The sequence below is a fragment of the Bacillus sp. AFS023182 genome (assembly GCF_002560575.1).
Taxonomy (GTDB): domain Bacteria; phylum Bacillota; class Bacilli; order Bacillales; family Bacillaceae_G; genus Bacillus_A; species Bacillus_A arachidis.
This window is the reverse complement of the sequence record NZ_NTRO01000083.1, coordinates 1-17,358: the sequence shown is the minus strand read 5'-3', so window position 1 is coordinate 17,358 and position 17,358 is coordinate 1. Positions and strand designations below refer to the sequence as shown.

Annotated in this window: 22 protein-coding genes and 1 pseudogene; 22 read left to right on the top strand and 1 reads right to left on the bottom strand. The window is 38.0% G+C overall.

The window, feature by feature from the left end; genetic code table 11:
* Nucleotides 1–128: 128 nt before the first annotated feature.
* Nucleotides 129–743 carry a DUF975 family protein gene (locus CN288_RS25320; RefSeq protein ID WP_026591851.1) on the top strand — a complete coding sequence of 205 codons (615 nt, stop codon included), beginning with the start codon at nt 129–131 and terminating at the stop codon, nt 741–743.
* Between the two features lie 492 nt (nt 744–1,235).
* On the opposite strand, the gene CN288_RS25315 is transcribed toward CN288_RS25320, so the two are convergent.
* Nucleotides 1,236–1,622, bottom strand: coding sequence for a DoxX family protein (locus CN288_RS25315; RefSeq protein ID WP_026591852.1), 387 nt, complete (start codon nt 1,620–1,622; stop codon nt 1,236–1,238).
* A 388-nt stretch (nt 1,623–2,010) separates the two neighbouring features.
* Between CN288_RS25315 and CN288_RS25310 the strand changes: the two genes are divergently transcribed.
* The 21 genes and pseudogenes from CN288_RS25310 to CN288_RS25200 form a co-directional block, all read left to right on the top strand.
* Nucleotides 2,011–2,508 (top strand): PTS sugar transporter subunit IIA, encoded by a 498-nt coding sequence (locus tag CN288_RS25310; protein ID WP_026591853.1) that lies wholly within the window; start codon nt 2,011–2,013, stop codon nt 2,506–2,508.
* 264 nt (nt 2,509–2,772) lie between these two features.
* Entirely contained in the window at nt 2,773–3,213 is a 441-nt protein-coding gene (locus CN288_RS25300; RefSeq protein WP_026591854.1) for a low molecular weight protein arginine phosphatase, read from the top strand.
* Between the two features lie 138 nt (nt 3,214–3,351).
* Complete coding sequence (gene rpiB, locus CN288_RS25295) at nt 3,352–3,795, top strand: ribose 5-phosphate isomerase B (RefSeq protein ID WP_026591855.1); 444 nt, start codon at nt 3,352–3,354, stop codon at nt 3,793–3,795.
* Between the two features lie 57 nt (nt 3,796–3,852).
* The gene (locus CN288_RS25290; RefSeq protein WP_098303379.1) at nt 3,853–4,425 is read left to right on the top strand and encodes a TIGR01440 family protein; all 573 of its coding nucleotides are present in this window, start codon (nt 3,853–3,855) and stop codon (nt 4,423–4,425) included.
* 390 nt (nt 4,426–4,815) lie between these two features.
* The gene (glyA, locus tag CN288_RS25285; RefSeq protein WP_141528011.1) at nt 4,816–6,057 is read left to right on the top strand and encodes a serine hydroxymethyltransferase; all 1,242 of its coding nucleotides are present in this window, start codon (nt 4,816–4,818) and stop codon (nt 6,055–6,057) included.
* Between the two features lie 367 nt (nt 6,058–6,424).
* Nucleotides 6,425–7,054, top strand: a complete 630-nt coding sequence (gene upp, locus CN288_RS25280) for a uracil phosphoribosyltransferase (RefSeq protein ID WP_003202275.1) — start codon at nt 6,425–6,427, stop codon at nt 7,052–7,054.
* A gap of 373 nt (nt 7,055–7,427) precedes the next feature.
* On the top strand, nt 7,428–7,541 hold the full coding sequence (locus tag CN288_RS25275) for a DUF4024 domain-containing protein (RefSeq protein WP_081811022.1): 114 nt from the start codon (nt 7,428–7,430) through the stop codon (nt 7,539–7,541).
* A 26-nt stretch (nt 7,542–7,567) separates the two neighbouring features.
* Nucleotides 7,568–7,792: an AtpZ/AtpI family protein gene (locus CN288_RS25270; protein ID WP_141528010.1), complete on the top strand. Its 225-nt coding sequence runs from the start codon at nt 7,568–7,570 to the stop codon at nt 7,790–7,792.
* The gene (locus CN288_RS25265; RefSeq protein ID WP_000567602.1) at nt 7,792–8,184 is read left to right on the top strand and encodes an ATP synthase subunit I; all 393 of its coding nucleotides are present in this window, start codon (nt 7,792–7,794) and stop codon (nt 8,182–8,184) included. The genes CN288_RS25270 and CN288_RS25265 overlap by 1 nt, the downstream gene beginning before the upstream one ends.
* A gap of 7 nt (nt 8,185–8,191) precedes the next feature.
* Nucleotides 8,192–8,911: a F0F1 ATP synthase subunit A gene (gene atpB / locus CN288_RS25260; protein WP_026591858.1), complete on the top strand. Its 720-nt coding sequence runs from the start codon at nt 8,192–8,194 to the stop codon at nt 8,909–8,911.
* A 61-nt stretch (nt 8,912–8,972) separates the two neighbouring features.
* A complete protein-coding gene (atpE, locus tag CN288_RS25255) occupies nt 8,973–9,191 on the top strand; it encodes a F0F1 ATP synthase subunit C (protein WP_000052064.1) in 219 nt (72 codons plus the stop codon).
* Between the two features lie 127 nt (nt 9,192–9,318).
* Nucleotides 9,319–9,825: a F0F1 ATP synthase subunit B gene (gene atpF, locus CN288_RS25250; protein WP_026591859.1), complete on the top strand. Its 507-nt coding sequence runs from the start codon at nt 9,319–9,321 to the stop codon at nt 9,823–9,825.
* Nucleotides 9,822–10,364 (top strand): F0F1 ATP synthase subunit delta, encoded by a 543-nt coding sequence (locus CN288_RS25245; protein WP_026591860.1) that lies wholly within the window; start codon nt 9,822–9,824, stop codon nt 10,362–10,364. The genes atpF and CN288_RS25245 overlap by 4 nt, the downstream gene beginning before the upstream one ends.
* Before the next feature lie 11 nt (nt 10,365–10,375).
* Nucleotides 10,376–11,884, top strand: a complete 1,509-nt coding sequence (atpA, locus tag CN288_RS25240) for a F0F1 ATP synthase subunit alpha (protein WP_026591861.1) — start codon at nt 10,376–10,378, stop codon at nt 11,882–11,884.
* A 216-nt stretch (nt 11,885–12,100) separates the two neighbouring features.
* Nucleotides 12,101–12,961: a F0F1 ATP synthase subunit gamma gene (atpG, locus tag CN288_RS25235; RefSeq protein ID WP_026591862.1), complete on the top strand. Its 861-nt coding sequence runs from the start codon at nt 12,101–12,103 to the stop codon at nt 12,959–12,961.
* Between the two features lie 220 nt (nt 12,962–13,181).
* Nucleotides 13,182–14,576 carry a F0F1 ATP synthase subunit beta gene (atpD, locus tag CN288_RS25225; protein ID WP_026591863.1) on the top strand — a complete coding sequence of 465 codons (1,395 nt, stop codon included), beginning with the start codon at nt 13,182–13,184 and terminating at the stop codon, nt 14,574–14,576.
* A gap of 20 nt (nt 14,577–14,596) precedes the next feature.
* On the top strand, nt 14,597–14,998 hold the full coding sequence (atpC, locus tag CN288_RS25220; RefSeq protein ID WP_026591864.1) for a F0F1 ATP synthase subunit epsilon: 402 nt from the start codon (nt 14,597–14,599) through the stop codon (nt 14,996–14,998).
* 168 nt (nt 14,999–15,166) lie between these two features.
* A complete protein-coding gene (locus tag CN288_RS25215) occupies nt 15,167–15,979 on the top strand; it encodes a DUF975 family protein (protein ID WP_098303376.1) in 813 nt (270 codons plus the stop codon).
* Between the two features lie 256 nt (nt 15,980–16,235).
* On the top strand, nt 16,236–16,604 hold the full coding sequence (locus CN288_RS25210) for an NADH-quinone oxidoreductase subunit A (protein WP_026591866.1): 369 nt from the start codon (nt 16,236–16,238) through the stop codon (nt 16,602–16,604).
* On the top strand, nt 16,595–17,113 hold the full coding sequence (gene nuoB, locus CN288_RS25205) for an NADH-quinone oxidoreductase subunit NuoB (protein ID WP_017153544.1): 519 nt from the start codon (nt 16,595–16,597) through the stop codon (nt 17,111–17,113). Before CN288_RS25210 ends, nuoB begins: the two co-directional genes overlap by 10 nt.
* Nucleotides 17,110–17,358 (top strand): annotated as a pseudogene (locus tag CN288_RS25200) (NADH-quinone oxidoreductase subunit C); the annotation flags it as partial. The gene nuoB and the pseudogene CN288_RS25200, both read left to right, overlap by 4 nt.

Genomic DNA, 17,358 nt, shown 5'->3' with positions numbered 1-17,358 from the left:
AACGGAACAAACCTTATGTTAATTTAGGCTGAATTAAATATATATTTTCTAAATTGCTATTGTAATCTCTACGAGAGTTGTATACTGGTATGAGTTAAAATACTCATTAGATTTAGGAGGCTTCTTACATGATTAGTGAGTTGAAAGAACAAGCACTTGATGAGCTTGATGGAAAATGGGGATTAGCAGTAGGGATTACATTGATCCTTACGTTTCCTTTCCTATGGACTTGTGGCTGGAGCGAAGTGATAGAATCGCTTGTGATAGATATTATTGTAATACTAATGGTTTGCCCTTTAACTCTAGGTGCCTATCATCTTGCTTTAAATACAGTTCGAGAAAAAACAGTTGGAATTGGGCAATTATTTGAATGGTGTACAGGGGTCAAAAAATACATTAAATCAATTTTAATACATTTACTAATTAGTATCTATCTGGCTTTATGGATATTGTTATTTATCATTCCGGGAATTGTTAAATGTTTCTCTTATACCATGACCTACTTTATTTTAAATGACCACCCAGAATTTTCAATGAACCAAGCTATTGCTGAAAGTCGCCGTATGATGAACGGAAATAAAATGGATTATTTCGTAATGTGTTTAAGTTTTATTGGCTGGTTTATATTAAGTGTCTTTACTTTAGGAATCGGTTTCTTGTGGTTAATCCCATATTTTTATACTACAAAAGCGGCGTTTTATGAGAAAGTTTCACAAGACTATTACAAAAGAAAATCTAGTTAAATTAATTTTTATTTAAGCTTAGTTTAATGGCAATGGAGGCTCATTATAAGCACTCTTTTTATGAGTTTTGTTTCTACTGAGTTGGGGACTTTGTATCGTATGTACATCAAGTTGGGACTTTTATGTCTTAGGCTTATGACACAACAGTCCCAACTAAATTACTATGATTGTTTTCATTTCAATAATTCGCTAGTTGACGCGATGAAAAACTTATGAAATACATTCATATGCAAAACATAAAAAGGGAATTGGTGAGTACAAGGAAGGAATATTGGTAGAAATCCTTAAGAAGATAATTATCTACTATTTTAGGAAAGATAAAGTAATGAAAATCTATACGGATTAAAGTTGTAAGGACAACAAAAGACCACCAAGTTTTTTTACTTGGTGGTCTTACTATTTTAATGAGCTTGAGTGTTAGAAATTTATCAATCTAACTGCAAATGTATATTCCGATGGTGTAAAAAAATACCTTGAAACCAAAATGATTAATTAAAGTAAAACATAAGCGCCAGGCCCAGTTAATGCAACACCAACTGCGATAGCGATTAAGATCATGTTATATTCAAAACCGTTTTGTGTTACCCAGTAGCCATTTTTTCCGTGTACAGTAAAGATTGCAACTAGCATTGTACCAACGATAAATAATGAGCCAACCCAAGTGAAGATACCTGCCGCGAATAAGAAACCGCCTAATAGTTCAGTTGCACCAGCCATAAATGCCATGAATACGCCAGGGCGTAAGCCAATTGATTCCATCCAGCCGCCTGTTCCTTTTAGGCCGTGACCACCAAACCAACCGAATAATTTCTGAGCACCGTGGCCCATGAATGTAATTCCAATAATAAGACGAATAATAAGAAGACCGATGTTCATCATCTATAAAACCTCCAAAAAGTTATTTACTTACCTTATGTAAGTTATAATAAATTAGTTACTTACTTTAGTCAAGTTACTTTCGAAAAAAACATAAAGAAATTTTACAAATCAATAACAAAAAATAAAATGTTGTAAAGACCTCTAGACGAGTTGTGAAAAAAAGGAGAAAATATACGTAAGAAGTTTATTTCTATTATTGTTATTCAGACAATTTGAATTGACTGGAATTTTACAAGGCGATACAATAAGGCTCTATTAGTAAGTACGCAATTTTTTTCGAAAGCGTTTTTACACTATAATATTTGAAGTATGAAGTCTTACATGTATCGCAATCTTTACTAGGGAGTACCCTATACATTTTTAATCTAATTATAAGGAGGACCATCCTATGTTTAAAAAATTATTTGGTCTTGGCTCAAAAACAAATGCAGAAACAATCGTAGCTCCATTAACTGGAGAAGTGAAAAATATTGAAGAAGTACCAGATCCAGTATTTGCTGGTCGTATGATGGGTGACGGTGTTGCAATCGTTCCAACTGAAGGTGTAGTTGTATCACCAGTAGACGGTGAAATTGTACAATTATTCCATACAAAACACGCTGTTGGAATTAAAGCGAAAAATGGTACAGAAATTTTAATTCACGTTGGTTTAGAAACTGTAAAAATGGAAGGCGAAGGTTTCGAAGCTCACGTATCTGAAGGACAAGCTGTGAAAGCTGGCGACAAATTAATTTCTTTCGATTTAGAATTAATTCGCGAAAAAGCAAAAAGCACAATTACTCCAATCGTTATTACAAACACGGATGCAACAGAATCTATTCATACAACTATAGGCGTATCAGCTACAAAAGGTGCAACTGAAGTAATGAAAGTTACAATGAAATAATGATGTTTTGTAAGGAATCTATTTCATATGAAATGGATTCCTTAATTTATTTAGTTATAAGTTTTTTTCGTGGGATGTTTCAGTTATGTATGGTACTATATTGAGGGCACTTGGAACTAGGGTTTCACATATATGTGGATAGGGCGTATTTCTCTAAGAAAAAATAAAGGAGAAATGCGCCTTTTGTATATTCACATTTCTTTTGTTCCATTGTAATCTACGTTATGATGAGTGTAGGACATTCACCATAAGGAGGGAGCTTAGATGAAGCGAGTGTTGTTTGTTTGCACTGGAAATACATGTCGTAGCCCAATGGCAGAGGCGTTGCTTCGTCACTATGGAGAAGGGAAGTTTGAGGCGAAGTCTGCTGGTGTTTTTGCCAATCCTGGAAGTGACGCATCTTTACATGCAAAAGATGCATTGGCAGAAAAAGGGGTTAAAATAGCGCATGCTTCGCAGCAAATAACGGAAGAATTACTTGAGTGGGCGGATATGGTTCTCACGATGACGGAAAGCCATAAGCAACTTGTGCTTGGGTACTATCCGAATGCGGGGGAGAAAGTGCATACATTATATAAATTTGTAGAAGGTACAAGTAAAGATATTTCAGACCCATTTGGTGGTTCTCTATCTATTTATCAATCAACATTAGTAGAGATGGAAGAACTTATACAAACTTTATTGGAAAAACATTCAGAAGGTTAATGTTTCGTGTATAATACGATATTGGAGATGATCTTGCTCGGAATGAGCAAGTGAGTATCAGTTTTTTTGCAATCATTCATCAGTGGGGGGAAGAACCCTACTTGATAGAAGTTTCACTAAAATTTTGGAGGGGTCAAAATGAAAGTAGTAGTAGCATCTGATCACGGTGGAATGAATATCCGCAAAGAAATCGTAAGTTTATTAGAAGAGCTAAATATTGAATATGTTGATTTAGGATGTGAATGTGAAGCAGGATCTGTTGATTATCCTGATTTTGCATTTCCAGCGGCAGAAATGGTTGCAAATGGTGAAGTAGACCGTGGTATTTTAGTTTGTGGAACAGGTATTGGTATGTCAATTGCAGCAAATAAAGTACACGGTATTCGCTGTGCGTTAGTACATGATACATTTAGTGCAAAAGCAACAAGAGAACATAATGATACAAACATGTTAGCGATGGGTGAGCGTGTGATTGGTGCTGGTTTAGCGCGTGATATTGCAAAAATTTGGCTGACAACTGATTACGAAGGTGGACGTCACGAAAATCGCGTAGGGAAAATTAAAACATACGAAGCGAAGTAATCTTTTATTAGGACATACTATCATTTGTTGAACCAACCTGTGAAAGGAAGAGGCGTCATGACGGAAATAGTAAAGGTGAAAGAGCAGCTACAAATATCGCTTTCTGATTTTCAAGAGCAAGCTTCTTTACAAAGCGGGCAAATTTTTGTAGTGGGCTGTAGCACGAGCGAAGTGCTAGGAGAGAAAATTGGAACATCAGGAACGATGGAAGTGGCAGAAGCGATTTTTTCTGAACTAAAACAATTTCAAGAGCAAACTGGCATAGAATTGGCATTCCAATGTTGCGAGCATTTAAATCGTGCTTTAGTAGTAGAGAGAGAAGTAGCAATGAAGTATCAATTTGAAATTGTAACCGTTACGCCTGTTAGATCAGCTGGTGGTGCATTAGCAACATACGCCTATCATAATCTAAAGGATCCTGTAGTAGTGGAGTTTATAAAAGCAGATGCAGGTATGGATATCGGTGATACATTTATTGGTATGCATCTAAAACATGTTGCAGTTCCAATTCGTACACGTGTAAAAGAGATTGGAAGTGCGCACGTAACGATGGCCAAAACACGTGCGAAACTTATTGGTGGGGCACGTGCTGTATATGCGGAAGTAGAAGAAACAGTTACTTGTAGCTAAAAATAAAGTAAAATTTTAATCAGTGGGGGGCTTCATCTCTCGTTGATTATTAGCTCGACCAATCGGACCTTTACGGGCAGTTGATTCCCCACTTAACCTTTTGCTTTTGCTGAATTTTGAGGTGAAGGTCTTACTGCCCGTTCATGCGGAAGTAGAAGAAACAGGGATACAGTATCTTTCATAAAGACGTATGTAGTCTGACTTCATAAAGGATAAAAAGAAAAGACCGAACTCGGTCTTTTTTTCTTTTATGATATAGAAAGTCATGTTAGAATGTAGTTGAAAACATGAAGGTTCGAAGGAATTACAACTTGAATTTTCGTTTTTTCTGAATAAATAAGAAAAAACTGTTGGGAATCGGTGTAATTCGTTCAGAAAAGGGGGATTTTGGTGGATCATTTAAAACGTCAAGATGAAAAAGTATTTGCTGCAATTGAGGCAGAACTAGGAAGACAGCGTTCAAAGATTGAGTTAATTGCTTCAGAAAACTTCGTAAGTGAAGCTGTAATGGAAGCGCAAGGTTCTGTTTTAACAAACAAGTATGCGGAAGGATATCCTGGTAAACGTTACTATGGCGGTTGTGAGCATGTAGACGTAGTAGAGGATATCGCACGTGATCGTGTAAAAGAAATCTTTGGCGCAGAGCATGTAAACGTTCAACCACACTCTGGTGCACAAGCGAACATGGCTGTATACTTCACGATTTTAGAGCAAGGCGATACAGTACTTGGTATGAACTTATCCCACGGTGGTCACTTAACACACGGAAGCCCTGTTAACTTCAGTGGGGTACAATACAATTTCGTAGAATATGGCGTAGATGCTGAATCACACCGCATCAATTATGATGATGTGTTAGCAAAAGCAAAAGAACACAAGCCAAAATTAATCGTTGCAGGTGCAAGTGCATACCCTCGTGTTATCGATTTCAAGAGATTCCGTGAAATCGCAGACGAAGTAGGTGCATACTTAATGGTAGATATGGCACATATCGCAGGTTTAGTTGCAGCAGGCTTACATCCGAACCCAGTACCACATGCACATTTCGTTACAACAACAACACATAAAACATTACGTGGCCCACGCGGCGGTATGATTTTATGTGAAGAAAAATTTGCAAAGCAAATTGATAAATCAATCTTCCCTGGTATTCAAGGTGGACCACTAATGCACGTAATTGCTGCGAAAGCTGTTGCGTTTGGTGAGGCACTTCAAGAAGACTTTAAAATATATGCACAAAACATCATTAATAATGCGCAGCGCCTAGCGGAAGGTCTTCAAAAAGAAGGACTTACACTTGTTTCTGGTGGAACGGACAACCATCTTATCTTAATCGATGTTCGTAACCTAGATATTACAGGTAAAGTTGCAGAGCACATATTAGATGAAGTTGGTATTACTGTAAACAAGAACACAATCCCATTTGAAACAGCAAGCCCATTTGTAACAAGCGGTGTACGTATTGGTACAGCGGCGGTAACATCTCGCGGGTTTGGCTTAGAAGAAATGGATGAAATTGCAGCAATCATTGCTCATACGTTAAAAAATCATGAGAATGAAACGGCATTAGAAGAAGCACGTAAACGTGTAGAAGCATTAACAGCAAAATTCCCAATGTATACAGGTCTATAATAAATTGAATGAAGACTGTTAAAACACATCTTGTTTTAACAGTCTTTTTTATTTCTGAATCTAAATTTCAATATATAGTTTTCGGGATGTAATGTGATGAAGATTTGCTTCATAATGTAGAAAAGTAATAATGATGGACAGAAGAGCATACAGTACTCTTTTAGTATGTATACAAAACGTGAATAAATTTTGGATATATAATGAAGGATACGAATTCCATAAATGGTAAAGATATTAGGTATGTTCATAATCAAATTGAAACTTTTCCAAATTTGCCCTTGAATATTAGTAGCGTTTTCTTTACAATCGTAAATAGTGTAAAACGGCGTGTGCACACGCATGAATATCATCTTAAGGAGAGATTCACATGGGAAAACTGTATGTATTTGATCACCCGCTAATTCAACATAAGATTACATATATTCGCGATAAAAATACAGGTACAAAAGAATTTCGTGAATTAGTGGATGAAGTAGCAAGCTTAATGGCATTTGAAATTACACGTGATCTTCCACTTGAAGAAATCGAGATTGAAACCCCTGTAAGCAAAGCGAAAACAAAAGTGATCGCTGGTAAAAAGCTTGGTCTAATTCCGATTTTACGTGCAGGTTTAGGGATGGTAGACGGAATTCTGAAATTAATCCCAGCAGCAAAAGTGGGACACGTTGGTTTATATCGTGACCCGAAAACATTGCAACCGGTAGAATACTATGTGAAACTTCCAACGGATGTAGAAGAACGTGACTTTATCGTACTTGATCCGATGTTAGCAACAGGTGGTTCTGCGGCGGAAGCAATTAACTCTCTGAAAAAGCGCGGTGCGAAGCAAATTAAATTAATGTGTATCGTAGCTGCACCAGAAGGAGTAAAAGTAGTACAAGAAGAACATCCTGATGTTGATATTTATGTAGCGGCATTAGATGAGAAATTAAATGACCATGGTTATGTTGTTCCAGGTCTTGGCGATGCTGGTGACCGTTTATTTGGAACGAAGTAAGACAACAGACGAGAGGGGGTTCCTGCTCGTCTTTTTTTATGTAAAAACATGGAGAGGGGAGGGGCGATGGTATTTTTTGTATATGCAACATAACTTGCATATCTTTCACATATAATATAGAAGTCGAACGTCTAATAAGCTCTGTATTGTAGAGGAAAAACGTTATATCGTAAAAATATAATCGTGACAAACTTGTGAACTTTTTCTTCTATTATAAGGAGAAAACTTGAAGAAATTTGATATCTTTGGCCAGTATTTAGAAGGGGAACGTTTTCATTTTTGGCAGGAAATGACTAATACTCAAATTTTTAGATTTTTTACGATTTCTCGTTGACAGTGCTAATACCCTATTGTATGCTAACTACGGGGATGGATGGTAGGGCTTTCAGTGACAAATTTGCATCTATTCCGTGACAAAAAAGTAAACTTTTTATTTTGTATAGAATTTATACAAAAAAATGAGTTATTATTAACACATCGTGAATGAGGGTTACATATTGGAGGGATGAATCCTTGCAAAAAAACGATCGCAACCCAGTCAAAGCATATGCTTTAATGTCAGGAATTCTTGCTCAGCTAGTCGGTTCCATTCTTGTTGGAATTTTTGGTGGGCAATGGATTGATAGTAAGGTTGGAACGTTTCCGTTGTTTCTCATTCTAGGCTTATTGCTAGGATTAGGAACAGGGATTTACGCAATGATTCGACTCATTCGACATTATTATTCGGGAGAGCAATGATGATAGACGTACATGGACTTGTCCAAAGACAAAAGAAATATATGTACTACTTGCTTGCGCTTCTAGTGCTAGGATGGGGATTTACCTCTTACAAGGATGTATTTCTTGGGCTGATTATCGGAACGATTTTCAGTTTTCTTAGTTTGCGCATCATTGCACGTAGAACAGACAAGCTATTAGATCGCGTTACCAATGGAGAGAACGTGAAATTTAAAGCAACGGCTGTCAGTACATATTCGAGATTTGCCACGATTGGATTATTAATTTTATTTGCGGCAAAATATCAGCATTTAATTGCGATGTGGAGCTTAGGTGTAGGATTGCTGACAGGATATCTTGTCATGATCATAGATTTTCTTTATTTAGAGTATAAGAGCAGGGAAGAGAGGTGAATTACTAGTGGAACACGGTAAATTAGTTGAATTTCTAGGTTTAACGTTCGATTTATCATCAGTTATGATGGTCACTATTTCAGCAGTTATTGTTTTTTTAATCGCTGTTATTGGAACTCGCAGCTTAGCTCTTCGTCCTACCGGAATGCAAAACTTCATGGAATGGATTTTAGACTTCGTGAAAGGGATCATTAACAGTACAATGGACTGGAAAACAGGTGGGCGCTTTTTAACACTTGGCGTAACACTTATGATGTTTATTTTCGTATCAAACATGCTAGGTTTACCATTCATGTATTCAACAACTGAGGCTGGTGAACACATTGCATGGTGGAGATCGCCAACGTCTGATCCAGCAGTTACATTAACATTAGCCGTGATGGTAGTTACCCTCACCCATTATTATGGAATTAAGATGAAGGGTACAAAAGGATATGTCAAAGGTTTCTTCCAACCTATGTCATTCTTATTTCCTTTAAAGGTTATTGAGGAGTTTGCTAACACATTAACGTTAGGTCTTCGTCTATTCGGTAACATTTATGCAGGTGAGATTTTGTTAGGATTACTTGCTAAATTAGGTGGAAGTACAGTACTTGGAGCATTAGGTGCTATTGTGCCGATGTTAGCGTGGATGGGATTCAGTGTGTTCGTTGGTTCAATCCAAGCGTTCATTTTTACAATGTTAACGATGGTTTACATGGCTCATAAAGTAAGTCATGACCATTAATATACTTTAATAAGTAAGTAAAAAAATCTATTTTTTTATAATACAAAGGAGGACAAATTAAATGAGTTTAGGTGTAATCGCAGCTGCAATTGCAATTGGTTTATCAGCATTAGGTGCAGGTATTGGTAACGGTCTTATCGTATCACGTACAATCGAAGGTGTTGCTCGTCAACCAGAATTAAAAGGCGCACTTCAAACAATTATGTTCATCGGGGTTGCATTAGTTGAGGCACTTCCAATCATCGGTGTAGTTATTGCATTCATCGTAATGAACAAATAAGGGAGACTCCCCTTACATAGATGGCGAAGAGTGTTTTTGGACTTTCTTCGCCATTGCTTTATGAACGAAATGTATGTCTTTTTTTTTCATATAGTAAATTTAGATATCACGAAGGGAGTGAATCCTTGTGCCAACTTTAATGTTAGGAGCTGCCATTCCATTTGGAACGATCGCTTATACATTGGTCGTTTTCCTAATTTTATTAGTAATGCTACGTAAATTTGCTTGGGGTCCTTTGATGGGAATTATGAAGGAACGTGAAGAGCATGTTGCTAGCGAAATCGACGCTGCAGAACAAAATAATGCAGAGGCGAAAAAGTTAGTAGAAGAACAACGTGAAATGTTAAAACAATCACGTGTTGAAGCACAAGAGTTAATCGAAAGAGCGAAAAAACAAGCAGAAGATCAAAAAGATGGTATTGTTGCCGCTGCAAAAGAAGAAGCAGAATCTATCAAAGCATCTGCTGTACAAGAAATTCAACGCGAAAAAGAGCAAGCAATTGCTGCTCTGCAAGAACAAGTCGCTTCTTTATCTGTTCAAATTGCTTCTAAAGTAATTGAGAAAGAATTAAAAGAAGAAGACCAAGTGAAGTTAATTCGCGATTATATTAAAGAAGTAGGAGAAGCGCGATGAGCAATGAGATTGTAGCAAAACGTTATGCTGTCGCTCTTTTTCAAATTGCAAAAGAAAAACACGTATTAGAAATGTTTGAAGAGGAATTACGCCTTGTACAAAACGTTTTTGTAAAAAACGGAGAACTACATAGCTTTTTAACACAACCAAACATTTCAAAGGAGCAGAAAAAAACGTTCCTTTCGAACGTATTCTCTTCTGTTTCTGAATCAATTTTAAATACGTTATATATTTTAATTGATAACAAACGCATTGAAATTCTACCTGAAATTGCAAATGAATATGTTGTTCTTGCTAATGACGAGCGTAACGTTGCTGATGCAACTGTATATTCAGTTCGTCCGCTATCAGAAGATGAAAAGCTTAGCATTGCAGAATCATTCGCAAAGAGAACAGGAAAAGATGCAATTCGTATTAAAAATGTTGTAGATGAAGATTTACTAGGCGGCATTAAAGTACGCATTGGAAATCGCATTTATGATGGTAGTTTACAAGGAAAGTTAGCACGTATTCAGCGTGAACTTATGAAGAATAGATAGGGGTGAAGCACATGAGCATCAGAGCTGAAGAAATTAGCGCACTGATAAAGCAACAAATCGAGAACTATCAGTCTGAAATCGAAGTTAGTGATGTTGGTACAGTTATCCAAGTTGGTGACGGTATCGCGCGTGCTCATGGTCTTGATAACGTAATGGCTGGTGAACTTGTAGAGTTCTCTAACGGCGTTATGGGACTAGCACAAAACTTAGAGGAAAACAACGTAGGTATCATTATTTTAGGACCTTACACAGAAATCCGTGAAGGTGATGAAGTTCGTCGTACTGGTCGCATCATGCAAGTACCAGTAGGGGCAGAACTAATTGGTCGTGTTGTAAACCCATTAGGTCAACCAGTAGACGGTTTAGGCCCAATCAATACAACAAAAACTCGTCCAATCGAAAGTCCAGCACCAGGTGTAATGGATCGTAAATCTGTTCATGAGCCACTTCAAACAGGTATTAAAGCGATCGATGCTCTTGTACCAATTGGTCGTGGTCAACGTGAGTTAATCATCGGTGACCGTCAAACAGGTAAAACAGCAGTTGCACTTGATACAATCTTGAACCAAAAAGATGAAGATATGATTTGTATCTACGTTGCAATTGGACAAAAAGAATCTACAGTACGTAACGTAGTAGAAACACTACGTAAGCACGGTGCGTTAGAGTACACAATCGTTGTAACAGCATCAGCTTCTCAACCAGCTCCATTATTATACTTAGCTCCTTACGCTGGTGTAACAATGGGTGAAGAGTTCATGTACAATGGTAAACACGTATTAGTAGTATATGATGACTTATCGAAACAAGCGGCTGCTTATCGTGAGCTTTCATTACTATTACGTCGTCCTCCAGGTCGTGAAGCGTATCCAGGGGATGTATTCTACTTACATTCTCGCTTACTAGAGCGTGCAGCAAAATTAAGTGATGCAAAAGGCGGCGGTTCTTTAACAGCTTTACCTTTCATCGAAACACAAGCAGGGGACGTATCAGCATACATCCCAACAAACGTAATCTCTATCACAGATGGACAGATCTTCTTACAATCTGATTTATTCTTCTCTGGTGTACGTCCAGCGATCGATGCAGGTACTTCGGTATCTCGTGTTGGTGGAGCTGCTCAGATTAAAGCGATGAGTAAAGTATCAGGTACACTTCGTCTTGACCTTGCATCTTATCGTGAGTTAGAAGCGTTCGCTGCGTTCGGTTCTGACCTTGATAAAGCAACACAAGCGAAATTAAACCGTGGTGCTCGCACAGTTGAAGTATTAAAACAAGGATTACACAAACCACTGCGAGTAGAGAAACAAGTTATCATTCTTTACGCTCTAACACGTGGATTCTTAGATGATATCCCAGTAGTAGATATCACTCGTTTTGAAGAAGAACTCCATGCGTGGTTAGATTCAAATGCAGCTGAATTATTAAGCGAAATCCGTACAACAAAAAAACTTGCGGATGACGAGAAATTTGCTGCAGCAATCAACGGATTTAAGAAAGTATTCGTAGCTTCTGAATAATAAAAGGCGGAAGTGGCTTGTTAGCCACTGGAGCTAGATTATATAAAAGGTGATTCTTTAGGGAATTGCTAACGGTTATGTAAAGGAAAAGAGTAGGTGCACCTATTCTTTTCCTTCAATCATGAGCAAGAAGATCTTGCAACGTAGATTAGAAAGATGAACGACAAGGATTCTTACTAATCGTGCCAACTTCCGGAAAAAAGGTGGTGAAAACCTGTGGCATCTTTACGCGATATAAAAGCGAAAATTAACTCGACTAAGAAAACGAGTCAAATTACGAAAGCGATGGAGATGGTATCTGCATCGAAATTGAACCGTGCAGAACAAAATGCTAAATCTTTCGTTCCGTATATGGAAAAGATTCAAGAAGTAGTAGCGAGTATTGCGCAAGGTAGCAAAGGAATTAATCATCCAATGTTAACAGCGCGTCCTGTAAAACGTACAGGATACATCGTTATCACGTCTGATCGCGGACTAGCAGGTGGTTATAACAGTAACGTATTACGTACGGTAAGTAACGTAATTCGCGAACGTCATAATATGGATTCAAACCAATATTCAATTATTGTGCTTGGACGACTAGGACGTGATTATTTAAAACGTCGTGGCTTTAATATTATTGATGAAGTAGTTGGATTATCTGACCACCCGTCATTTACGGATATTAAAGACCTTGCTTCTCGAGCAATTGCGATGTTTGCAGATGGCGCTTATGATGAGCTGTATATTTACTACAACCATTTCGTAAGTAAAATTTCACAAGAAGTAACGGAAAATAAAATTTTACCGCTTACGGACGTGAAGTCGGACAAACCGACGACAGCTTATGAGTTTGAACCTTCTGAAGAAGATATTTTAAAAGTATTATTGCCACAATACGCAGAAAGCTTAGTTTACGGTGCATTACTAGACGGTAAAGCAAGTGAACACGCAGCGCGTATGACAGCAATGAAGAGTGCTACAGACAACGCAATGGAAGTTATCGATACACTTACACTTTCATTCAACCGTGCTCGCCAAGCAGCGATTACGCAAGAAATTACGGAAATCGTTGGTGGAGCAGCAGCGCTAGAATAGTAATATAAAGTAGAAGCGGTTCGTTCAGAATGGGAGGGGGATGGAGCTTTTGCCTCGTAGGAAAAAGCGAAGCCACCGAGCATTCTAACCGCTGGAGCTAGATTGAATAAAAGGTGGAAGCGGCTCTATTATAAGAGTCGCCTAAGCTACACTAATAAAAAATGAAAGCCGACTGCTCATAAAAAGCTGGCTAATTTAGAGAAAGCTAGGAGGGAACCCGATGAACAAAGGGCGCGTTACGCAAATCATGGGTCCGGTTGTAGACGTTAAGTTTGACGGCGGAAAGCTACCTGAAATCTACAATGCCCTTAGAATTAAAAAAGATGAAGTTAACTTAACTTTAGAAGTTGCACTTCACTTAGGTGATGACACAGTTCGTACGGTTGCAATGTCTTCTACAGATGGACTTGTTCGTGGTACAGAAGTAGAGGATACTGGTAAACCAATTTCTGTTCCAGTTGGTGATGCAACACTTGGTCGTGTATTTAACGTATTAGGTGATGCAATTGACTTAGATGGTGAAGTTGCAGCGGATGTACGCCGTGATCCAATTCACCGTCAAGCACCTGCATTCGAAGAGCTATCTACAAAAGTAGAAATTCTTGAAACTGGTATTAAAGTAGTAGACTTACTTGCTCCATACATTAAAGGTGGTAAAATCGGTCTATTTGGTGGTGCCGGTGTAGGTAAAACAGTATTAATCCAGGAGTTAATTAACAACATCGCACAAGAGCACGGTGGTATCTCTGTATTCGCTGGTGTAGGTGAGCGTACTCGTGAAGGTAACGACTTATACCATGAAATGAGCGATTCTGGCGTAATTAAGAAAACAGCGATGGTATTCGGACAAATGAACGAGCCACCTGGTGCACGTCAACGTGTTGCATTAACAGGTTTAACAATGGCTGAACATTTCCGTGATGAGCAAGGACAAGACGTACTATTGTTCATCGATAACATCTTCCGTTTCACGCAAGCGGGTTCTGAAGTATCTGCCCTTCTTGGTCGTATGCCATCTGCGGTAGGTTACCAACCAACACTTGCAACTGAAATGGGTCAATTACAAGAACGTATTACATCTACAAATAAAGGGTCTATCACGTCTATCCAAGCGGTATATGTACCAGCCGATGACTACACTGACCCAGCACCAGCTACAACGTTCGCTCACTTAGATGCAACAACAAACCTAGAGCGTCGTTTAACACAAATGGGTATTTACCCAGCGGTAGATCCATTGGCATCTACATCTCGTGCGCTTTCTCCGGAAATCGTAGGAGAAGAGCATTATTCAGTTGCTCGTCAAATTCAGCAAACTCTACAACGTTATAAAGAGCTTCAAGATATCATCGCTATCTTAGGTATGGACGAGTTATCTGAAGAAGATAAATTAGTTGTACATCGTGCTCGTCGTGTTCAGTTCTTCTTATCACAGAACTTCCACGTAGCGGAGCAATTTACAGGTCAAAAAGGATCTTATGTACCTGTAAAAGAAACAGTTCGTGGTTTCAAAGAAATTCTAGAAGGAAAATATGATGACCTTCCAGAAGATGCATTCCGCTTAGTTGGTGGCATTGAAGAAGTTATTGAAAATGCGAAGAAAATGATGGCGTAAGGCCTTAGGAGGGACGAATTATGAAGACATTTCCAGTCAGTATTGTAACTCCTGATGGACCGGTTTACGAAAAAGAAGTAGAAATGGTAAGCGTGAAAGCAGAAAGTGGGGAAATGGGGATCTTACCAGGTCACATTCCTACTGTTGCACCACTAAAAATTAGTGCGGTTCGTTTGAAAAATGGCGGTCACACTGATTATGTAGCGGTAAGTGGTGGCTTTATCGAAGTTCGTCCAGATAAAGTGACAGTATTAGCACCATCTGCTGAAGAAGCAAACCATATCGATATTCATCGTGCAAACGAAGCGAAGCGTCGTGCTGAGCAACGTATGCAAGATAAACAAGTACATGTTGACTTCAAGCGTGCAGAACTTGCACTAAAACGTGCGGTTAACCGTTTGAATGTTTCTGATATGAAATAAAAAAATCCGTAAAGNNCTTTACGGATTTTTTTATTTTGTCAAAGTGTTATTGAAATAAAAAGGATTATATTGTACTGTATTTTTTAAAATGATATGATCCAAAATTATTTCCAAAACTGGTATAATTATTCTGCTTATAGAGTGAAGTATGTGGGTGGTCCAATTTGGATGGGAGAAGGAGATGAGAAAGTGATTGGTGACATGAAACGAGAAGCTTTACAATCATTAAAAGGGAAATGGGGGCTTGGTGTAGGTTCAACACTTTTATATGTTATTTTAAGTTATGTTATATCAGCAATTGCAGTCTTTATTGTTATGATTACTTTTGGAATTGTACTGGCGTCATTTGGTGATTCAATCAATTTATTGGAAGAAGAAACAGTGACGATGGGGTTTATTGCTGTTTTTTGTCTTTATTATTTTTTAATGGTAATTGTTAGCCTTGGGATATACGGAATCACAGCATATGGCTACACGAACGTGTCGTTAGAGATTAGCAGAAGACAAGGGGCTACAATAGATGCTTTATTTGAGGGGTTTCGTGGTTTTAAAAGAATGATGAATACGATAAAGGCAATGCTCTTAATCTGTTTATATTCTGGAATGTGGATTCCACTCGTTTTACTATTTATTGTGGGTTTCTTAGAAGAAAGTGGAAGAGGTTCTGGCGAAGGGTTAGTTATTGCCCTGTTTGTTCTATTATTTATTTCATTCGTTGCTATTATTATTGCCTATTTTTCATATGCAATGACATATTATGTGATGATCGATCATCCGGAATATGGTGCTTTACAAGCGATGAAGGAAAGTAAAAAAATCATGAAGGGACATAAAATGGATTTATTTCTTTTATGGCTTAGCTTTATCGGTTGGGCAATATTAGCATTTATTCCTTTTGGACTTGGATTTCTTTGGCTTTCTCCATACTTTAGTACAACAACAGCTCATTTTTATCAAAAGATATCAAAGAGTGAATCATAATACGAATACATAGAGAAAAGAGGTACGAATATGTACTTCTTTTTTTATGATAACAATCATTTTTCTTGTAGAAATTTTTAATAGTATAAGTTTCAATAACGTTTCTTTTCCTCGATATATCGACATGGGAATTTGAAGTTTGTTATAATGACAATAATCTCATTATTTAGAAAAATTTAAAAATAATAAATGATGCAGATGAGACATATTGTTTACTAAGTGAACTTGTTCCGAATTTAAGGGGGAGGGTTTCAGGGTGGCGAATGTATATGAAAATAGTTATATGATTGTTGGCATCTTTTTACTATTGGGCATATTGCTACCAGTAGTGGCTCTTACATTAGGCAAGCTGCTGCGCCCACATAAACCAAGCGCAGCAAAGGGAACGACGTATGAAAGCGGAATGGAACCTTATCATGATGCAAATGTTCGTTTTCATGCTCGTTATTATATTTTTGCGTTATTGTTTGTAATTTTTGATGTGGAAACTGTATTTTTATATCCGTGGGCTGTCGCATATGACAAGCTTGGTTTGTTTGCGCTTGTTGAAATGTTAATCTTTGTCATTATGTTGCTTGTTGGCCTGGCATATGCTTGGAAAAAGAAGGTGTTACAATGGCTATAAATTTCGAAGAATTACATCCACAGGAACGGGCGGAATTAGAGCGGAATATTTTCTTTACGACATTAGAGCAAGTAAAGGGATGGGCAAGGAGCAATTCTTTATGGCCGATGACATTTGGACTTGCATGCTGTGCGATTGAAATGATGGGAGTTGGCTCATCACATTATGATTTAGATCGATTTGGATCATTTTTTCGAACATCGCCGAGGCAATCAGATGTCATGATTGTTTCAGGAACAGTAACAAAGAAAATGGCGCCAATTGTGCGTCGTTTATACGACCAAATGCCGGAACCAAAATGGGTTATTGCAATGGGGTCCTGTGCAACAGCTGGTGGTCCATATGTGAACTCGTATGCTGTTGTGAAAGGAGTGGACCAAATCGTACCAGTAGATGTGTACATTCCAGGCTGTCCCCCGAACCCGGCGGCTTTAATTTATGGGATTAATAAATTGAAAGAGAAGATTCGTTACGAAGCAAAGACTGGAAAGCAGGTGACGAATAGATGAGCGATTCAAATAAAGAGATAGAGGATATGAAAAAAGAGGCTGCAAGACATGCGAAAGAAGAAGCGCGGAAACGGCTTGCTGCTAAGCATGAGATGGAAATGTCTAATGGAGTACAAGAAGAAAAGAAGAAAGCGCTACCAAAAGATAGCGAGGTCAGTATAGAGGAAGCAAAACACCATGCCGTAGAGGTTGCGTTAGCGAAGCAGGAAGCAAAAGAAAGTGAACCCCCATCAGAAGAAAAGGCG